The sequence below is a fragment of the Paenibacillus sp. J45TS6 genome (assembly GCF_018403285.1).
Lineage (GTDB): Bacteria > Bacillota > Bacilli > Paenibacillales > Paenibacillaceae > Paenibacillus.
Map to the genome: position 1 here is coordinate 1 of NZ_BOSJ01000008.1, position 20,715 is coordinate 20,715.

17 protein-coding genes are annotated in these 20,715 nt (G+C 44.7%); 6 read left to right on the forward strand and 11 right to left on the reverse strand.

Annotated elements, in window-relative coordinates; genetic code table 11:
- Positions 1-237 precede the first annotated feature (237 nt).
- A complete protein-coding gene (locus KJS58_RS13210) occupies positions 238-1,023 on the reverse strand; it encodes a TrmB family transcriptional regulator (RefSeq protein ID WP_213532958.1) in 786 nt (261 codons plus the stop codon).
- A 65-nt stretch (positions 1,024-1,088) separates the two neighbouring features.
- On the reverse strand, positions 1,089-1,835 hold the full coding sequence (locus tag KJS58_RS13215; protein ID WP_213532959.1) for a zinc ribbon domain-containing protein: 747 nt from the start codon (positions 1,833-1,835) through the stop codon (positions 1,089-1,091).
- A 319-nt stretch (positions 1,836-2,154) separates the two neighbouring features.
- Between KJS58_RS13215 and KJS58_RS13220 the strand changes: the two genes are divergently transcribed.
- From KJS58_RS13220 to KJS58_RS13240, 5 genes are all read left to right on the forward strand, one after another.
- On the forward strand, positions 2,155-4,509 hold the full coding sequence (locus tag KJS58_RS13220; RefSeq protein ID WP_213532960.1) for a UvrD-helicase domain-containing protein: 2,355 nt from the start codon (positions 2,155-2,157) through the stop codon (positions 4,507-4,509).
- A gap of 98 nt (positions 4,510-4,607) precedes the next feature.
- Positions 4,608-4,964, forward strand: coding sequence for a hypothetical protein (locus KJS58_RS13225; protein ID WP_213532961.1), 357 nt, complete (start codon positions 4,608-4,610; stop codon positions 4,962-4,964).
- Between the two features lie 240 nt (positions 4,965-5,204).
- Positions 5,205-7,505 (forward strand): Ig-like domain-containing protein, encoded by a 2,301-nt coding sequence (locus tag KJS58_RS13230; protein ID WP_213532962.1) that lies wholly within the window; start codon positions 5,205-5,207, stop codon positions 7,503-7,505.
- A gap of 202 nt (positions 7,506-7,707) precedes the next feature.
- A complete protein-coding gene (locus KJS58_RS13235; protein WP_213532963.1) occupies positions 7,708-8,091 on the forward strand; it encodes a hypothetical protein in 384 nt (127 codons plus the stop codon).
- Between the two features lie 317 nt (positions 8,092-8,408).
- Entirely contained in the window at positions 8,409-9,440 is a 1,032-nt protein-coding gene (locus KJS58_RS13240) for a copper amine oxidase N-terminal domain-containing protein (protein WP_213532964.1), read from the forward strand.
- A gap of 122 nt (positions 9,441-9,562) precedes the next feature.
- Here the strand turns inward: KJS58_RS13240 and KJS58_RS13245 are convergent, their stop codons facing one another.
- The 6 genes from KJS58_RS13245 to KJS58_RS13270 form a co-directional block, all read right to left on the reverse strand.
- Positions 9,563-10,432 (reverse strand): M15 family metallopeptidase, encoded by an 870-nt coding sequence (locus tag KJS58_RS13245; RefSeq protein ID WP_213533201.1) that lies wholly within the window; start codon positions 10,430-10,432, stop codon positions 9,563-9,565.
- Between the two features lie 153 nt (positions 10,433-10,585).
- Positions 10,586-11,305: a hypothetical protein gene (locus tag KJS58_RS13250; protein ID WP_213532965.1), complete on the reverse strand. Its 720-nt coding sequence runs from the start codon at positions 11,303-11,305 to the stop codon at positions 10,586-10,588.
- 48 nt (positions 11,306-11,353) lie between these two features.
- Entirely contained in the window at positions 11,354-14,518 is a 3,165-nt protein-coding gene (locus tag KJS58_RS13255) for a DEAD/DEAH box helicase (RefSeq protein ID WP_213532966.1), read from the reverse strand.
- 351 nt (positions 14,519-14,869) lie between these two features.
- Positions 14,870-16,135: an ABC transporter substrate-binding protein gene (locus KJS58_RS13260; protein WP_374705811.1), complete on the reverse strand. Its 1,266-nt coding sequence runs from the start codon at positions 16,133-16,135 to the stop codon at positions 14,870-14,872.
- 34 nt (positions 16,136-16,169) lie between these two features.
- Positions 16,170-17,006 (reverse strand): carbohydrate ABC transporter permease, encoded by an 837-nt coding sequence (locus KJS58_RS13265; RefSeq protein WP_191800101.1) that lies wholly within the window; start codon positions 17,004-17,006, stop codon positions 16,170-16,172.
- Positions 17,006-17,884, reverse strand: a complete 879-nt coding sequence (locus KJS58_RS13270) for a carbohydrate ABC transporter permease (protein ID WP_213532967.1) — start codon at positions 17,882-17,884, stop codon at positions 17,006-17,008. The genes KJS58_RS13265 and KJS58_RS13270 overlap by 1 nt, the downstream gene beginning before the upstream one ends.
- 272 nt (positions 17,885-18,156) lie before the next feature.
- On the opposite strand from KJS58_RS13270, the gene KJS58_RS13275 reads away from it, so the two are divergent.
- Positions 18,157-18,915 (forward strand): TspO/MBR family protein, encoded by a 759-nt coding sequence (locus KJS58_RS13275; RefSeq protein WP_213532968.1) that lies wholly within the window; start codon positions 18,157-18,159, stop codon positions 18,913-18,915.
- A gap of 79 nt (positions 18,916-18,994) precedes the next feature.
- On the opposite strand, the gene KJS58_RS13280 is transcribed toward KJS58_RS13275, so the two are convergent.
- From KJS58_RS13280 to KJS58_RS13290, 3 genes are all read right to left on the reverse strand, one after another.
- Positions 18,995-19,375 (reverse strand): RidA family protein, encoded by a 381-nt coding sequence (locus tag KJS58_RS13280; protein ID WP_213532969.1) that lies wholly within the window; start codon positions 19,373-19,375, stop codon positions 18,995-18,997.
- A 69-nt stretch (positions 19,376-19,444) separates the two neighbouring features.
- A complete protein-coding gene (locus KJS58_RS13285) occupies positions 19,445-20,167 on the reverse strand; it encodes an NAD(P)H-binding protein (protein WP_249717272.1) in 723 nt (240 codons plus the stop codon).
- Positions 20,168-20,289: 122 nt separating this feature from the next.
- Complete coding sequence (locus tag KJS58_RS13290; protein ID WP_191800091.1) at positions 20,290-20,493, reverse strand: CsbD family protein; 204 nt, start codon at positions 20,491-20,493, stop codon at positions 20,290-20,292.
- Between the last annotated feature and the right edge of the window lie 222 nt (positions 20,494-20,715).

Consider the following 20,715-nt stretch of genomic DNA (forward strand, 5'->3'; position numbering starts at 1 on the left):
ACTTTTATTATACAAAAAATCAGGATGCCTTTCCTCAATATTGAGGAAAGGCATCCTGATTTTAGATATTGGACTTTTTCAGTGGCCTCGCAGCATACCGAAGTCATCTCATTGCCGCTTAAACAGCAGCGCATCCTTTTTTTAAAACTGTCTACTTAATAGGGTTCAGTTCATGCACAAAACAGGTAAAACCCTTCTTTATCCTTATTCGGATAGAAAAGAAGGGTTTTTTAGACGTTACCTATACTTATTCCAAATCTGTTCATAATGAGGACCATATCTACTTTGAATCTCCGGACCTAAATCTTGTTCCAATTCATACATAATGAGTTCCTGGGCAAAATATCCGAGAAGAAGCCGAACCATAACGGGATGTTCCGTTACAAGTCCTATAGTATCCGTTTCATTGCCGCGGCTGCCAAGCAGGCTCCACTTCCGGTCGATAACAAATGAAAAGGTTCGACCTTCAAATAGAGACGGAGTCTCTTGATCTGTAAATGGATGCCATCCAAAGAAGGGATTGTTAACTGCATTCCCTGCATCACAAGACCATAGCAGCCTAACCCCTCGCTCTTCAGCATCCTTCAGCACATCGTGAAATAAGGAAGCTTCCTCCGAACACAGATCAATAATAATTTCATATTCGGCCCTGGCCATTTCCTTGGCAAGTATCTCCATGATCTGGCGGTCTCCTTGGAGCGTAATAAACCCAGGGGAGCCAGTCTTCTGTTTTGGCATTGCCTGCACAACATACCCAAGCGATTCTTGTACATGATTTGAAATGATATGTGCGAACTCCTCTGCAGGCAGCATGGTATACTTCGCAGGTTCACTGTCACTGCAACAGAGAATTCCGCGCGCATGCAGCCGCTGCAGCACTGCGTATACACTAGAGCGAGATGCCCCAAGCCGTTTGGACACTTCGTATCCGGAAGAAGCTCCTTCCTTTGACAAGTGCACCATGATTTTTGATTCCATCTCTGTAAATCCAAGACTTCTTAGATGCTGCAGCAACTGGTCCATATTCCTTTGTCCTCCCATGCTGTTCAGGAACGTTGATGCTTATGTTTATAGGGTCACCCCGCAGATTAGATCTGTTCTGCTCCGCAATGCGGACACCATTTAGATCCTTTTGGCAGCTCCGCTGCACAAATCTGACACTTTACGGTTTCTCGCGGAAGTTCCGTTTCTACCTTTTCTTGGTGCTGATTGTTTTCTTTCCAGTACCTTATACGCTCATCCAGCTCCTGCTGCCTCTCGCTTTCGCGTTGCATCTCTTCCAAGCGTCTGCGTTCCCACTCTGCGTCAAACTCTTCTTTTTCTTCCGGCAGGAAGTCTCCTAGATCGTAATTTTCACTAGGAATCTCTTCCTCAGACAAAAGCAGATCCGGGAAAAGTTCTTCCTCTTCTATCTCTTCTTCAGCAACGGTAGCTGCTGCTTCCGGTTTAGCTTGTGCATGCGCTGCCGGAGCTGACTTCTCGTTTCCTGTTAAAGCACGGCCGCATTTTGGACAGAAATTAGCATCCAGATCCGATACATGACCACAGACGCAAACCCGCTCGTTTTTGAGCAGCGCAATCTTCTCGCGCAATTCATCAATCTCATCCTGAAGCGTGTCGCAATCTGCCGAAAGTTCCATCATTCTTTCTTCTGCTAAAGACATATCTTGTGCACGATACCCTTCGTAGAAGATGCGGCCCATTTCTGTATAGTTCACGGACATGTCGTGCTTGATGTTCGCAATTTGCGAATTGATTTTGTTAATCTCTACAGCATGCTGCGCCTTTTCAGTCGCACGCCCTGCCCCGTCTTTAATTCGTTGTAAAAAGTTCATGCGTTTAATTCCTCCTCATTCCATGTAACAAGTTGCACTTTGCAAACATTGCAGCTTATAGCTTTCAGTACCTTATTACAGCAATAACACCCTATGCTAAACTTTATCGTCAAATTATACCGTATACTTCGCTTGAATTGATAGTTTCGGTATAATAGAGAACAGTCTGTTACATGCAGACAAGTAACCAGCTTATATGTAATCACCCTAAAGTTTATCAATCATCAGATGTTTTTATGACTCTATCATACCAAATTTACAACCCTCTTGTGAAAAGGGCAATGTTTTACTTTGATTTTAGATGAGGTGTACACCATTTATGTATAGCACAAATCCTATATTTTATCCTCGCCCTTTAGGGGTCCCATCGAGTGCCCGAATGCCTAAGGCGAAAGAAGCGCCCGAACAAACAAGCCTGGAGCTCGTTCGTGATACGGACCCGGATGCCGAATACTTCCGATCTTTGGAGGAGGCCGGTATTCTGCTGAACGGTCCACAGATTAAAGCTGTAAGGCATGGTGACGGTCCTATTTTAACTTTGGCAGGAGCTGGTTGTGGGAAAACGACGGTTCTTGCTGCAAGAGCCGGATACCTCATTCAAGTTCGAAATGTACCTGCCGGCAGTATTCTGCTCGTCACTTTTACTAGTAAAGCCGCTGCAGAGATGAAATCTCGTATTTCGACACTCCCTGGTATTCGTTCTGCTGCTGCACGAGCGGTACAAGCGAGAACCTTCCACTCCTTTGCCTTGATGCTGCTGCGTCACTACGGGGTAACGGAAGATATTTTTGGTGACATGAGAGCACAGCATACCGTCATTAAAATGATTCAGCGTAAACATGGATTAAGCGATGCATTTCAGCCGGAAAGCCTGCTCTCCTCCCTCTCTTCCTGGAAGATGGAAGGAAAACGGACCGAAGATCTTCCGGAGACGTCACAAGAAGAAAGAGACGTTAAACAGATTCTTACCGGGTATGAAGCATGGAAGAAAGAACGTCACAAGATGGACTTTGATGATATTTTGCTGCGGGCTGCGGAACTGTTAAATGATCCTGCCATTCTGCGTCCGCTTCAGAAACGATTCCAATATATTATGGTGGATGAATTTCAAGATACCAACAGTCTTCAGTACGAGATTGTACGTAAACTTGCAGCTTCCCACCGGAACCTGATGGTAGTCGGTGATGACGACCAGACAATATACACCTTTAATGGAGCAAGACAAGAAGCGATCCTTGATTTTGATAAAGTCTATCCTCGGGCATCCATCGTTACGCTGGATATTAATTACCGTTCTGATGCTCGCATTCTTGGTCTTGGTACAGAGATTGTACGTTATAACAAGAAACGCCGGTATAAAAAACTGGTCTCTGCCGGGAAATCTGGATATCAACCATTGTTTGCTACTCCTTCTGGAGTGGAAGAAGAGGCAGCAATGGTCGTCAGCCATATTCAGGAGATTATAGAAGAAGGACAGCTTTCGTACCAAGATATTGCGATCCTGCACCGGACAGCAAGCAGCAGCCGTGCTATTTTTGAACAACTTGTTCTAAAAGAAATCCCTTTTGTACAATATGGGGCTACTCCTGTCTTCTATGATCAGACGTTAGTGAAGCCGCTGATGGATCACCTAAGGTTATCTCTTCACCCGCGTAATTTTGATGCGATTCCAAGTACACTCGGACCTTTATATATCTCACGTGAAGCAGGTCTCGAATACTTGGCAGGACAAGAGAAGCTGCAACCTAAAAAATATCCGCTCATTCATTTTTCGAGATGGGATCGCCTGAAACCTTTTCAGCAAGAACAGGTTAAAGAACGAATTAAACTGATTAAGCAGCTGCAGACGATGACTCCGCTTGCGGCGATTCAGGAAATGCGCAGACAGTTCTACGATTCGTATTTGGAGAGCGGCGATCCAAGTATCTACACGCACTATAAAGAAACGATTATGGAAACACTGGATGAGCTTGAGGCATCTGTAAAACGGTTTGAGACCGTGGAGAGTTTTATCACTTTTGCAGACGAACTATCGAGAAGACATAAAGAGATGGAAGCTCTTCAAGCAGCCAATGAGGATGCAGTACAGCTGATGACGATTCACCGGGCCAAAGGGCTTGAATTCCCTTGTGTATACTGGATTGGTGCAAGTGAAGGGATTCTGCCGCATAGTTCCGCTCTGACCAAAGAAGTGCCCGAAGACCGAAAAGCGGCATTGACGGGCGCAGCTGCCAAAGAAGTGGACGAAGCTCTGCTTGAAGAGGAACGCAGACTTGCTTATGTTGCTGTCACGCGTGCGAAGCAGCGATTGTTCATTACCTCTCCTGCTAGTCAGCATGGTAAGCCGGCTCCTGTCTCCAGATTTCTGCTGGAAGCCTTCGGTGTTAAAGATACAGGCCACAAGAAACAGAGTGCCAAAGAACGTTTAAATACGGATAAAGACCGCTTCCACTCGAAAAGCAAGGTACACAGCTCTTCTTCCTCCCTTATGAAAGGAAGCTCGCAGCGGATGGAAACCGTTCCGGTATGGTCATGTACATCAGATACCTGTCCTGCCTGGATTCGTCAGCACTCCGGCAAGCCGAAGGAGGAAGCACCCCCTTGCCCGCTCTGTAAATCAAAAATGAAAAAAACGATGCGGGAAGTACCTGCTTTACCGAGACATCTTAAGTAATCTATCTATGCGGATGATTCATCCTCTGTCCTATTAGTGTATAAAACAGGTGAATTGTCTTTTATCTGGATGTATGAGATAGAAAGGGGAAAGAGCCAATGGACACTTATTACGTTTCCATCACACAGCAGCTCATTCATCAAGAACCGATTGAATCGGGTGACTATGAGGTAAAGCTGACTCAAGATGAACTTGCCCAAATGCAGGATTTGATGTCATCGATTAGCAAAGAGGACGAATATACGTTTCAGCGCACGCCGGTTCCATACAAATCTGCAGATCATGATGATGCAAATGAGCAATTTACGGACCGCATTCAAGAACTGTATCAGCTTATTTATGACACGGGAACGGAGCAAACGAAGGCAATGATTCGTCAGCAAAAGGTGCTGAATAAGCTAGATCACACGGATTACAAGGATACGGGTTATGAAGATTCCCCCCTTAATAAGTAGGGAAATAAATTAGAAGAATAAAGAGGTCCGGTTCATGATTATGAATCGGGCCTTTTCATGTTTCCGCAAAAATAACCTGCCATGAATCTCCCAGTCGGTTCTAATCCCTATTTTCTTGTAATAATTAAAAGTAACCGCTTTAAGCTGACACTTGGATTCGCATCTTCGTCGTATTCGTGATTTATCCAGTAGATGTCGTCAATAAGATTTACATCATACTGACAAGGATGTGAGATGAACATGACTTCATTTTCGCGAAAATGTGGATTACTTTGTTTGGTGTTCTTCCTCGTTACGATGCTCCTCCCCTCTCTTCCCGTAAAAGCTGCCGCCCGTGTGACCTTTGATTCTCATCAGGATGAACAGAACGTTTCCCCAGGAGCCCTGGAACTTCATGGTACGTACACAGATGTATTCGACGTCGAAATTGTGGTCAATGGTCAATTGGTAAATGACGTTCACATGGATGATCCCGATGCTGACAACAGGGGAACATGGTCTTATTCATTAGATACGTCCTCATTAGACGGCTCTATTGAGATTGCGCTCAAATCCAAAGATATCGGAACGAGATACGGGATCTGGTCCCCTTTTATTCATCTCAACGTAGATAATCCAGCCGCGAGTGTACCCGAAGTACGTATTGTAAGCCCTGGCGAAACAGATGCTCCCCTACCTCGTGACAAAGGTGCGATTCCCATTCATATTTCTGCAGAAGGCAAAAATACGATCACTCAGGTTGAACTTCGGGTAAATGGAGGTTCTTGGGAACCTGCTACTTACAAGGAAGGAGAAGGATTTTATAAATATGCTTGGGAAGTTGCACATCTAAACAAAAAACAAAAGTATAGCCTGGAGGCAAGGGCAACAGATCAGAACGGGAACACAGGATACAGTCTCACTACCTATCTAGCGCCCAATCCACAAGCCATCGGTCAAGGTAACTCCTCCTCTAATTCTGGAGAAACCGAGCCTCTTCCCATTCAAGATCGAGCGATCTGGATCTGGGAAACGGCATCCTATCATCTGATACTGAATCCAAATTCCTGGGATACTTTTGCTGAATTCACTTCCGATACTACTACTTTTAGTGACCGTCCCATCACCACACTCTATCTAGGCGTTGACCGTTATAATGGAGCTTCGATGCTAGAAGATTACCGTGAAGAAGTACAGCAGTTTGTCACTTGGGCACATGATAACGGGTATAAAGTACAGGCGCTGATTGCTGGCGGCACAACACCACCCTACTATGGAGCTTACGAGAGATATCGCACCCAAGCGGTTCGGGAATTTGAAAAAGTACTGAACTATAATATGGCTTCTGAAGCTTCCGCTAAGTTTGATGGCATTAATCTCGATACCGAGCCGTATATCCTGCCTGATTTTAAGACGGAAAAACCGTCTGTCCAGATCCAGTATCTTGATATGCTCGCTGCACTGATGGAACGGAAACATGCTGCGGGTATCACTTTCCCAGTGGGCGCAGCCATTCCAAGATGGTATGACAGTTCAGCTGATGCCAGTGCGATTCCGTGGAAGGGATCAACAAAATGGCTGTCCGAACACATTCAGGATACAGCTGATTATATTTCTATTATGAATTACCGTGATCAGGCAGACGGAAGTGCAGGTATTATCCAACAAGCACTTGGGGAAATTGCATACGCGGAATCCATAGGCAAGCCAAACTCCGTCATCATCGGTGTAGAAACCAAAGATATTGCCGATGGCGGAGATCCCGAAACGATCAGCTTCCATGAGGAAGGCAGAACCTTTATGGAGGATGAGCTGAATAAAGTGTATGCGGCTATGCAAGAGAGCCCGGCGTTTGGCGGAATCGCCATTCACCACTACACCTCGTTCATCGACTTCCCAAGTAAGTGGGGACCGGGAGGAATCAAGTGGTCTCCTCCATCGGATCTGGAACCGCCAAGTACAGTCAGCGGCAACCTCTCCGCGATAACTTTTGATCACGAACGGATTGATGTGCGTTATGGTATGGCATTCGACAACTCCGCAGTGAATGACTACCGGATCTATCGGAGTACAGAACCTGATTTTACAACGGGACCTCTTACTTATGCAGGAACAGCCAAAGGATTATCTTACAAAGATAAAGGACTGCTTGCAGATACCACTTATTATTACAAAATCACAGCGGTCGATTTGCAGGGAAATGAAGGTCCCCCTAGCGAAGCTATCTCTGCGACAACGGCCTCTACTACGCTGAAACCGATGATTATTGATGAAATGACATTTGAATATACGGGAGGCAAGGCTATCGTAACCTTACGAGTCGTGGATCTTGAAACCGGGACACCGCTTAGTGCAGAGGTTAGCGGCCGATTCACTCAGATGGCTGGAAAATACGTTACTGCCAAGACTACATCAAACGGGGTATTCCAATCCTCTTCCGAAACGGTAAGTGCTCCTTCCGGAGAGATTGGATTCCAGCCTCGCCGGATTATGGCACCTGGGTATTATTGGGCCAGCAGTTATGACACACTTCCTTATACCACGGTAGTTTGGGAGCCATAGTGTTCTATGACGGTAAAATAAATAAGGGAGCCTGGGACTATAAAGCCCGGGCTCCTTTATGTTCCTTTCTTTGTGGCATTCATCTATTTCTCGCAAGTTCGTTTATAAATCCTTATACCCATATTTTTATATAACAGTATATAATTTGATCGAAAAGTTGGTGTAGTTTATAATATCTACCAATTGTTAAGGAGGAAAAAATATGAATAAAAAAGTGTGGATCACAGCTTTTATCGCTTCATTTGCACTACTGTACATCATATTTGGTTTTTGGATTGCGAAAGATACTAACATTATTCTGGATAAAGCCATGGCAGCAGATCGTAATGATCAAGAATATATGGATCCGTCTGTCTTAAATAGAATAAATCCGATTACAAGTGGTGCGACTACTGCTGACTTTTCCTATGACTCTTCCAAACACAAAGTAGGTATCGTGTTTCCGCTCCATTTCTTTTTTGTTTCTAAAGTATTTGTAACTCACGAATACGATCAGCCTGACTTCGGTTTTAAGGAACCGCTGACCATGGATTTGAAGCTTAAGAATGGGCATTGGTATGCTACTAATGTGAAAATTGAACCCTAAAGTTTAAGGTTTTTTCTTGGGGAGAAACTACCTCTATAGGATCCAGTTTCTCATTTTTTTATTTTTTGTCTAAAAATTATAATGTTGTTCCGATAAAGTCCCTCTTTCCCGCTTCCCCTCATACAAGCCGAGTTTTTCATTTAGATTGTTATCTGAATTACTGTTCATTATTTCTGAACAGGTTAATTATATACTAAGTATCCAAAGGACCAACTTCATGTATAGGATCACTTACTCCATGCAACCTTGCTCCATATTTTCCGTCTAGAAGATGTCATCATCTTATGACAAAAACATCAGTGAAGGAGAGAAGACACATGAACAAACGAATGAAAACCGGTGTAGCTGCTGCAGCATTAACTATTGCTCTAGGAGGTAGTTCCCTCTACGCATACGCCGACGCCAGCGCTCCAGTGCCGATCTCAAGCAACCTTAAACAGGCATACACTATCACGGTGAATGGACAGGCTATCGAGGATGGTTACCAAGTATCAACCGCTGCTCAACCAATGATTCCTGTACGTTCTCTAGCAGAAGCACTTGGAATGGAAGTAAAATGGGTACCAGACACCAAAGCAAGTGAGCTTACCAAAGGAATTCAATGGACTTCCATTATGACAGGGGAAGATGCTTATAATGTAAATAAGATGCTTGTTCGTTTAGGCCAAGCTCCTGAAATAGTAAATAACACGCAGTATGTACCTTTGAACTTTGTCAGCGAGGTTCTGTACGGTAACGTAGCGGTAGAAGGGAGTCAAATTATAATTACTACAGATCAAGCTAATGCTTCAGAGCAAGAAGTAACAGAAGCAAGCGGAATTATCACATCCTTATCATCCGAAGAAGGCAGACAATCCGTTCATATCAATGGAAATGGCGCAAAAGGAATCGTTCTTCATGTGAGTGAAGATACGAAGTTTGCACTTGCAAACGGAGATGCACTTGAATTTAAAGATCTCAAAGTTGGCGATCAGGTTGAAGCTGAACACGCGATGTTTGCAACGCTCAGCCTTCCTCCGCAATCTCCGGTATACAAGATCACCGTAACCGAGCAAGCAAAAGCGGATCTTGTTATCGCGGAAGGTGCGATTAGTGAAGTAACAACTTCGGATACGGGTGAACGCAGCATCCTCCTGAAAGGTCAGGGTATAGACGAAGCGCCAGCTAGCGGTATCGTATTTAACATCAGTTCAGAAACGAAAGTAGTAGATACCAAAGGAGAAGCAATTGATCCTTCTACACTTAAGGAAAAAGACTATGTAATTGGCGTTTATAACGGCATTACGACTCGCAGCCTTCCTCCTATTGCGAACGCGATGAAACTGGTTGTAGAACAAGCAACTGAATAGGGAAATCATAGAAACATTGTATTCGAACCAGACATAATAGACAGGATTTATACTTATCCTTCTTTGCGTATATTCAAAAAGGCAGCCTCTCAGGGGCTGCCTTCTTCTATCTCTTATTCAACTTACAATTTAATATTCGCTTCATCAAAGTACTCTTCCAGTGTTAGACCGCTCTCAGCGATATCCGGCGCTAACTCTTTACCTACATAGCGGATATGCCATGGCTCGTATACATAACCAGTGATATCTTCCCGGTCTTTGAGATAACGAATCACAAAGCCGTATTCCGGCGCATGTTCTTCCAGCCACTTGCCTTCTTCTGAGTCGCCAAACACTTCTTCGATTACATTGCCGACACTTGGACTGGATACATCAATGGCAAGTCCTGTCTGATGTTCACTGTAGCCTGGTTTCGCACTTACTCTTGCCGCATATTCTTCACCGTTACGCTCTACACTGCTGTTATACACAGAAACTTGCCGTTCGTATGAGCGATAGCCAGACACCGCTCGAAGTTCTATACCATCTTCCTCTGCTGCAGCAAATAATTCTTCAAGGGCAGCTGCTGCTTCCTTCCGTAAATGACGTTTCTCATGAGGCCCGTCAAAGGAGAAAGGAACATTCGGTTCAACCAAATCATCCGGTTCATACCCTTCCGGCAGACTCCGCTCTTTATTCACGATGACCGTCACTGCTTCCGCATTGGTTACAACACTTCGGTCACCTTCCTGCTGAATACTGCTCTGCAGTGAACTTTGTGCACGCAAAGCCATGACGCTGTCTGTTTCTGTATCTCCTTCACCGGTTTCTATACCGTCCGTATTGTCATCTGTTCCATCTGGGGTTACTTCCACAGAAGTATTACCTGTCGCCGGAGCATTCAGGTTTTGTCCTTCCTGCTGGCCTTGTCCACCTACTTTACAGCCCGTGAGTAGAACGGTGCTGACCAACAGTGTAGACAGCAGAGCAATTGTCCAGCGGTGTCTTTTCATCTTCGTCGTTATCATCTATTACTCTCCCCCATCCACATATAGCTTGTCCATGCTCTATTGTAGACTAAAAATAAACAGAGCAAAAGAACGCTGACGCCTCCTGACAATGATTGTCATGAGACACAGATATCTTATGCTCTGTCATGATCCTATTTACTTCGTCTTGCTCCCAGACTTTGTCTGTGCTGAATGGGGTGCCCATTCTGTCGCCCGCTTGGACATCTGTTCTCGTAAATGGGTCAGCGCAGCATCCGTAGGTGCCTGAGGCAGCAAAGATGCAAGTTTTGGAGGAGGCGTCATTTTGGAAGGCGCCTTCAGGCGCAGCTCCACCTCCGTCAGCCGATGGCCAGGCTTGTGGAGCGCGCTGTCTTGGACACTCTCCGCGATGTAATCCATGATCGCGGAGACGTTGCCACCTGCTCGCGCAGCCGGTCGCTGCAACAGCGCTGCCCCAGGCAGTGCTTTCCCTTCTGATTCGGCTGCCCAAGAGCCGAATACACTGTCAAGGAGCGCCGTGCGTGTAATGCCTAGCAGGCTTAAGAGGGCCAGCGGCTCACGGGTTGCCCAGGAAGCGGCAGCTATTCTAGCCGCTTCCGCATGTTCGCATGCTTCGCTCTCACAGGTGCAGGTCACCTGCATCTCGGTAGCGAAGGGGATTAGAATTGCCGCTTCTTCAGGCGGCAACGGCTTATTTTCCATCAGTGTGTACACAAGATATGCAGACTCTGCTAACTGCTCAAGCAAAGTTTTTTTCTCAATGTCATCAAGGGGGTTCACATGCCCTTTGCATTCCACATTGTTATCTTCCGAATCCCTCACTCCACTAGATACGGTTGCCTTCCATCCGTGAGGCTCCAGCTGAAATTCCTTCACTTCGATGTTCACCTTCACCTCACCCTTTCCTAAATCAAAATCTACGAATTACATCCACATTTCTCCCTGTAAGGTAACAAGCCCTTTCAGTTCATCGTCAGACATTTCCGTAAGCCAGTTCTCACCGGAACCTACAACCTGCTCGGACAGCTGTTTCTTACTCTCTATCAATTCATCAATTCGCTCTTCCAGCGTACCTTGGCAGATCAGTTTATGAACCTGAACGTTTCTCTTTTGTCCAATCCGGAATACACGGTCTGTTGCCTGATTCTCTACGGCTGGATTCCACCAGCGATCATAGTGAATGACATGACTCGCATGGGTAAGGTTAAGACCGACACCGCCCGCACGTAAGGAAAGGACAAAGATAGACGGGCCTTCGCCTTTTTGGAAACTGTCCACCATCGCATCACGGTCTGCTTTGGAGATTCCTCCATGAAGGAAGAAAGGTTTCTCGTTGTAGCGCTGAGTCAATTGATTCACCAGAATATCTCCCATGGAGACATACTGCGTAAAGATAAGTGCCGATTCTCCATTATCTCGAATCGCATCGGTAAGCTCCATCAAACGTTCCAGCTTGCCTGACAGTTCCACCCGCCCGCTCTGTTCTTTACGATTTGGCTCCAGCAGTACAGGATGATCACAGATCTGCTTAAGCTTAGTTAGAGAGGACAGAACCACACCTTTTCGCGTAAAACCGGTTTGACCTTCAATCCCTGTAAGCAATTGATCAACTACCCCTTTGTAAAGGGCAGTCTGCTCCACAGTTAAAGAGCAATAAGATTTCAGTTCCAGCTTCTCCGGAAGATCCTTACGGATATCTGGGTCGCTCTTGAGCCTTCTAAGCATAAACGGAGACACGAGCTTATGCAGTTCACGAAGGGACTGTGCCCCTTCCTCGCTGCCAGCTACATAACGCTGCCGGAATGAAGCTGCCGTACCGAGATATCCCGGATTAAGAAATTGAAAAATAGACCACAGCTCACTAAGCCGATTCTCCACTGGTGTTCCCGTCATCGCAATGCGGTGCGGAGCAGACAGTTTCATTACGCTTTGCGCCTGTTTCGTACGATAGTTTTTAATATACTGCGCTTCATCAAGCACTACAGAAGACCAGTGGATTGAAGCAAGATCTGCCCCATCCCTGCCAGCCAGATGATACGTTGTCAGGACAATATCATGTTCTTCTGCCTGTTCACGGAAGCGGTCGCCATGCAAACGCTGGGTACCGTGATGGATATATAATTTGAAGTCCGGAGCAAATCGTGCGAGTTCCCGCTGCCAGTTGCCCAGCAGTGAAGTAGGACACACGATGAGTGCAGGACCTTCTGTATCAAATTCATCTTCTGCCATTCCTTCAAGCTTACGTTCTGCTTCTCTGATCTCCTTCGCTGCGAGCTTGGAGTCAAGCAGGCAGGTAATGACCTGAATCGTTTTTCCAAGTCCCATATCATCGGCAAGACACACCCCAAAACCAAGATCCCGCATAGCAGACAGCCACTGGAAACCCCGCTCTTGATAAGGTCTTAGATTACCATGCAGAGATGGAGGTACTGATTTAGGCTCTATTCCTTTTAGTACTTGCCCTTCAAGCAAGAAGGACAACATCCCGTAGGACTCTGCACCAAAGATAGAAAGGCCTTTCCAGTTCGCATCTTCCTCATCTTCTGCGACTAGATGCATCCATTCCAATAATGCCATCGTACCTTCTTCATTCTTCTTCATGAAGCGAAGGACCTGACGGATTTCTTTAGGATCAATCTCAATCCACTCTCCGCGGAATTCCACTAAAGGAAACGTAGACGCCGCAAGTCTAGCAAGTTCTTCTTGTGAGATCGGAATCCCATCCAGCATGGCCTCTGCTTCAAAAGCAACCAGCTGCTCCATCCCGAGTGTCGAGGTTCGTTTTACTGATCCGACGCGGCCTGGGTGTGGGAGCATCTTTAATTTAAGTCCTGTTTTTCGTTTCCCTTCCTTACTCCATCTAGAAGGCATCATTACCGTCACGCCGCTCTTCTGCAGTTTAGGGACAGCATGCGCCATAAAATCATAGAACACTTCTGTATTCATTTTGACAGATGTGGGAGATCCGCTCCATCCTGATCTTAGCGCAGGAGCCAGTTCACATGCTTTGCCAAACGCCATTAACATCTGTTCCTGTATGGATTCATACACGGTTGTACCGCGGTCTACCTCCTGAGAAGGGTGAGACCATATCGCTTCAATCGGAACCCGAAAATCGGACTCGGTTTCACTTTCAGCCCAAAAACTAACGTTCCATTCGGAACTTGCCTCTGAGGGTTCTAACCGAAGCCCTAGTCGCAGTTTCCCGGCAGCAGGTCCCGAAGATTCACTCTCTATAGGCGGAGGAGAACTTTCTCCTGCCTCACTAACCGCATCTGACAACTCTTCAATTTCTTGAATTGTTCCTTGTACGCTTAGTTCTCGTGAACCGGTAAGGAGACTATTCCACCATAGTTCTGATAGTGGAGAATATCCTCTGCGATAATTCACGCGATATTTAGACAAGCTGCTTTCCACAGCTGCAATTTCGGAAGAAACTGCTGCATGGATCATTTGACTAAGGAAAGAGTAAAGCACGGCACCGCCTGCTTCCTTAACAGACCCCGCCTCCGTATCCGCGTAAACAACGGTAGCTGTCAGTGCAATCGGAGGGATGGATTCCGCAAGGATCGCAAAGCGTTCTATGTCTTCTTTCTCTCTAAGTCTCGGGTGCCAAGCACCCTTTACTGCAGATTGATTCCCTCGTCTTCTTCCGCCTGTTGCTGTCACCGGAGCGACCCCCGGAGCAATCTGACCTCGGAGCAGTAATTCCAAAGCAAATAAAGCTGCTTTAGACCAATATTCCATTTCTTCTCCGGCTTCAAACCCTGCTCCGGCTGCCTCTTCTTTGTTCCAGTGTATTAATAATTCGAATGCGTCTTTCGGGCTGAGCGCGAGTCCCTCGAGCGTCCGTCCCATTCCCATTCGTTTTTTCTTGTTTGTATCTGCACTTGAGGTCTGTACCTTGTTGGTCTGCCATCTGAGTTCCGCAAGACGCAAGGCTGCATGTTGAAACGGGCGGTAGGTACCGCCTTTTAATTTCAATTTACGTATTCCATGGCTCCAGGCATCGACCCTGGGTTCCGACGTTTCTCCAGAAAAACAAAAAAATACGTCTCCGAGCCAAATTCCATATAGTGGTTGATTCATCGCAAGTCACCCGTTAGCCCTTTTAGATTGTTACTCTTCATCATATACGAAAATCGTTCAATTTAAAAATCAAAACCTTACTTTTTTTCTATAGGAGACAAAAAAAGAATCGGTTATAGCCTGTAAGCTTGAACCGATTTTTATGTGATATCTATGAGTTACATTGAAATGCTGTAAATTTACATTATAAACCTAATAACTCGTTAAAGGAAACTAGGTCTACGATATCGTATCCATTTCCTATCCTCCTGCTTTAGAATAAAATGGATAAGCTTAGTATGTTCAAGGAGGAGAAATAAAAACGCTATAAAGGAAAATGATCCCGAATGAACGAGATCATCTTCCTTCATTTTATTTTTTCAGGCTGTCCCAACTCTTCTGCAGATCTTCAAGTAATTTCACAGGATCCGGCTTCGCAACATAGGCCTGCATCACGGCACCAAACTCTTGCGGCACTCCTTCTGGAAAGCGATTGAAGTTCCAACTAAGCACTTTATCATCATCACTATATTGAATGAGGTCAGCAGCAAGATCGCCAAGCGCTTCGGAATCTGCCGTAATACTCTTAAAGGCAGGAATGAATTTAAACTCTTCCGTCATATATCTCTTCCCTGTCTCGGAAGTCACAAGCCATTCAAGAAAACCTTTTGCTTCGTCTTTCACATTAGACTCTTTGTTCACCACATAGAAGTTAGGTACACCAACAAATAGTTTATCGGATGCCTCAGCATCATCTCCAATCGGCATCGGCAGTATACCTAAGTTCAGATCAGGATTAATTCCATCGATCTGCACCTGTGTCCAGTTGCCCTGCTGCATCATCGCTGCTTCTCCTGTAGCAAAGGTCGTAACTTGGGTGTTATAGTCTGTGGTCAGCGGATTCTTGTTGCTGTACTGCAGTGTCAAATCCAGCAGCTTAATCCAATCCTCGAACACGGGATTCCCTGGAATTTTCTCCGTTCCTTCATTCAATCCCTGGATAAAAGCGACAGGATCGGCTTGATTCGCAAACGGTACATTTACATTATGATTGCCAAGTACCCACCATTCCTGATATCCATTTGAAAAAGGAATGATTCCCGCGTCCTGAAGTTTCTGGGCTGCTGCCTGCAGCTCACTGAGCGTCTTCGGTAATTCCGTAATCCCTGCTTGTTTAAATAAATCTTTATTATATATAAATCCGTATCCTTCAAGTCCCAAAGGTTGACCATACAACTTGCCGTCTTTTGTCATAGGTTCTTTGGCCACATCAAGCACATCGCTTACCCAAGGTTCTCCAGAGAGATCTTCCAAACTATCGATCCAAGTATCCAGTTCACGGTAACCGCCCACATTAAAAATATCCGGATGTTCGGAACCGGCAAATTTTGTTTTTAGCGCAGCCCCATAATCACTGCCCCCGCCCACCGTTTCAATCTCAATGTTGATATCTGGATGCTCCGTCTCATACTCCGTAATCAAGCGGTCAAAGGCTTCGGCAATCTCTACCTTATATTGAAAGATTTTAATTGTTTTCTTTCCATCTGCAGACTCGCCGTCTTTACCTCCACCGCAACCCGCAACAACCAGCGAACACAGTAATAATGAAGTGAGTGCAAACATCCCTTTTCTTCTCAATTTAAACCCCTCCTGTATATTATAAAATGAGCTGTCATCCCTTTACTGAACCTGCGGTGATTCCTTGAATAATGTACTTTTGCATCAGAAGGAAGAAAATAATGACTGGTGTAATGCCAAGCACTAGCGCAGGCAGAGCTAAATCCCACTGCTTTGTATATTGTCCAAAAAAAGCATACGTGGCAATTGGAATGGTATGTAGTGAACTATTCTGCAGAAGGATGGACGGCAGCAGATAGTCATTCCAGATCCAAAGCGTGTTCAGTATAATGATCGTCACATACATCGGTCGCATAAGCGGATATACAATTCGGAAAAATACCCCATACGCATTGCTTCCATCCACTCTTGCTGCTTCCTCAATCTCAATGGGAACGGACTTCACAAAACCATGGAATAGAAATACGGATATCGGTATGCCAAAACCGAGATAACAAATAATAAGCCCATAGTGACTGTTCATCAGCCCAACGGTGCTTGTCACCTTAACAAGCGGAATCATGATGGACTGAAAAGGAATGACCATGGCAGCAACAAACAGCGTAAAGAGGACGCGGTTAAACCTGCTGTTGTGCCTTACCATCCGGTAGGCCGTCATGGAACTAAACAAGACAAGCAATAAATTGCTGACAATCGTTACAAACAGAGAGTTGAATAATACCTTTGGAAATTTGGTAATCTCCCACGCTCGCTGATAATTGCCCCATTCAAAAACTTTCGGCCATGCTGCCGCATTAGTCAGCAGATCACCAAAACTTTTAACAGAGTTCACAAAAAGGAAATAGAACGGAACGAGAAACAATAAAGCGATCAAGATCATAATGATTTCGGTGAGGAGTGTAGTAAAACGGTAGTTTTTACTCGTTTCCATTAGGCTTCCACCTCCCGGCTCTTCGTCAGACGAACCTGGATGCTGGTAATAATCGCAACCACGATGAAGAAAATGAGTGCCTTCGCTGTACCAAGTCCGTATCTTCCGTTCACGAATGCTTCATTATAAATGTTCAGCGCAAGAGACTCCGTGGAGCGGAATGGTCCTCCTTTTGTCAGCGAGAGGTTTAGATCAAACATCTTGAACGACCAAGAGATGGCAAGAAATAGACAGACCGTTACTCCCGGCATAATGAGCGGAACGATAATACTTCTTAAGATCTGTCCACGGGTGGCTCCATCAATCTGAGCAGCCTCCAACACTTCTGTCGGCACATTGTTTAGAGAAGATATGTAAATTACCATTAAATATCCTGCGGTCTGCCATACGAATACGATGACGATGGCCCAGAAAGCGGTCGTTTCATCCCCTAGCCAAGGCAGATTAAAAAAAGCAAGCCCCGTCACTTCGCCCACAGATGCGAAACCGCGGACAAATATAAATTGCCAGATAAATCCGAGCAAGAGCCCGCCGATGACATTCGGCATAAAAAATACGGTCCGCAGCAGATTTTTAGTCTTCAGCGGCTTCGTTAAAAAGTAAGCAAGAAAAAATCCAATAAGATTGGTGAGCAGAACCCCTGCCACTGTAAACAAAGCCGTGAATGTAAACGATTTCAAAAATGCAGGATCATCTGTAAATATTTTGGTGAAGTTAGCGAACCCCACCCAAACGGGATCTTTTGAGGCACCACTCCATTCCGTGAAGGAGTAATACATCCCCAGCAGAAACGGTGCTGCAATGATGAGCATAAAGAAAAATAGAGCAGGACCAACGAAAATAAATTGCTGCATCATCTGTGAAGATTTTCGGTTCATGGATGAACTCCCCTTTCTTTAACCATTTTATTTTATATATAACCCACTTAAAGGAAATTGAATGATATTTAAGGGATATAATTACATAATATAGAAAATAGAGCGCGATCATGCCTGTTTCTGAAGTGATTTGCCGCCTTATTCTTCATCGGGGCACCTCTAGGGAAAGCATATTCTTTTGATTGAAAAATTTAAGAGATGGGTAAGTATTCCATGACTCGTTGGTCATTACATATTTACCCTCTTCAAAATTAATTACTGGAGGTTATCGTATGCAAGTTAACAGCAAACACAACTCTTACAAATGGTTAAATGTAGTAGGCTTGATTCTTGTTATTGTAGTCAACGCACTCGCGAATATATTACCGATCGGAGGAAGAACAACACAGGAAGTATCTGAACTTTATCCGGTATTAATTACTCCGGCTGGATACGCATTTATCATCTGGTCTGTCATTTATATCCTCCTTGCCTGCTTTGTTATTTTTCAGTTTTTGCCTTCTCAAAAAAATCGAAATACAACAGCACGTGTCGGAATCTGGTTCTTCATTAGCTGTTTAGCAAACGCAGGCTGGATCATCCTCTGGCAGAACCTTCTGATCGGATGGTCCGTACTTGTCATATTCATTTTATTGTTCTCCCTTATTCAAATGTATTTACGTACACGAGACATCCCTTCCCCTACGCTCGGAGAAACTTGGTTTGTCAAACTTCCATTTAGCATCTATATAGGGTGGGTTAGTGTAGCGACGCTGATTAACGTGACCGTATGGCTGAGTAAACTCGGCTGGAGCGGATTTAACCTGGGAGATCAAACATGGGCCATCATTCTGCTTCTGCTTGGCAGCATCGTTGCCTTTGCAGTTAGCTACCGATATAACGACTTCATCATGCCGCTTGTATTCGTATGGGCCTATATTGCTATCGGAGTAAAACAATCGGATATCCTTGCTGTTTCCTATACAGCGATTGGACTCGCCGTTGTCATTTTCTTATTTGCAGTATGGATTTTCTTACGGAGAAAAAAATAATAACGTAAAAAGAGACCATCGCCAAAGCGTTGGTCTCTTTTTACGTTTGATTCAGTAATGACATCATTTGTATAAGATCTTACCCTTTTACTACAATCGTCTCGATCTCAACGAGCGCATCTTTTGGTAAACGTGCTACTTCTACTGCACTGCGCGCTGGGTATGGCTGTTCAAAAAATGAACTGTACACTTCATTCACACGGACAAAATCATTCATATCTTTTAAGAAGACCGTTGTTTTCACGACCTGGTTTAGTCCTGCCCCAGCCGCTTCAAGAATCGCTTTTACATTCTCCAGAGACAAACGGGTCTGCTCTTCTACAGTCGCTCCAAACTCTCCCGTCGCCGGATCAATACCAAGCTGTCCTGATGTGAAAATAAATCCGCCTGCTTCTACAGCCTGGCTGTAAGGCCCAATGGCACCCGGTGCTTTTTCAGTTGTGATCGTGTTTTTGCTCATACGGATGAACCTCCTTTAATATTTCCATACTTTTCTATACGTTATTGTAGTCAAATGTGCGAGGCTTGTCTATTTCTGAGACAGTGGCATCGCCTCTGCGATCTCCCTGATCTTTTGATTAGAATAGATATGTATCCCCTTCTGTTCCTGTAAGGCAATACGAATCATGGCAGTAGCTACAAGTGATCCTGGTATCGCACGATAATTCTGCCCTTTTCCAAGCTTTAATAATGGATCTAAGAGCCCAAGGAGAATTTCACCCATCTTCTCCCCTGTTCTATGTTCTTTACGATCTCCGAGAAGCAGTGAAGGACGTACGAAATGTACAGAAGGGATTCCGGTCTTCTTTACCTCTTCTTCAAACTGGCCTTTTGTACGGGAATAGAAAACACGCGATTTTGCATCGGCACCCATTGAAGAAATCCCAATAAATTGTTTTATTCCATGGCGCTCCGCTATCTTCGCGGCAGTAACGGGATATTCGAGATCTACTTTGCGAAAAGCCGCCTGTGATCCTGCCTTCTTAATCGTTGTACCTAAACAACAGAATAAATCATCTGCTTGATAAAAGGCGGATTCATATTTCTCAAGCTCATCCCAGTTTACGATCACTTGTTTCAGTTTTGGATGAGTAAGCTTCTGTGATTCCCTCACTAAAATAACGACTTCTGTGTAGGGATGCTGTTCTAGCAGCCCAGTAACCAGTTGCTGACCAACCATCCCGGTTGCTCCAATAACGATCGCTTTACGAGTCTGTTCCAGCAAATTCATCGGTCCCTTCTTTATCAGCATATGAATACGTCTGATCTGTATAGAAGAAATCATACCATGTAGACATTTAATTCTACATAAACAAAGAAGAGGATCGATTCCGCAGAATCAATCCTCTTCTTTATTGTAAGTAAGCTACGTTATTAGCGTACGTTCGTGTTGCTCCAGTTGTTGTACTCTGTCTCCGCCTGTTCACGCGTGTGACCATATTTTTCTTGGAGTTTACCAATCAATTTGTCTTTCTCACCATTGATTACATCCAGATCATCATCTGTCAGTTTACCCCATTGTTTTTTAGCTTCACCCTTCATTTGTGTCCATTTCCCTTTAAATACGTTGTTATCCATGATCGTTCATCTCCTCGTCATTTATAGTAATGTTTCTGTCGTTTTTCACTGTTGTAATCCATTACCCTGAGCTCTAGGGATGTTGTTACTTGCTTGTTGTATTATTAACCAGTAGAGATTTCCATGAATCCGAAAATATATCATATCGGTGTATCACATAGTATATATTTGTGTTATAGCTTGTACTATGATATAATGAAAAGTAATGTAGTATTTAACCCC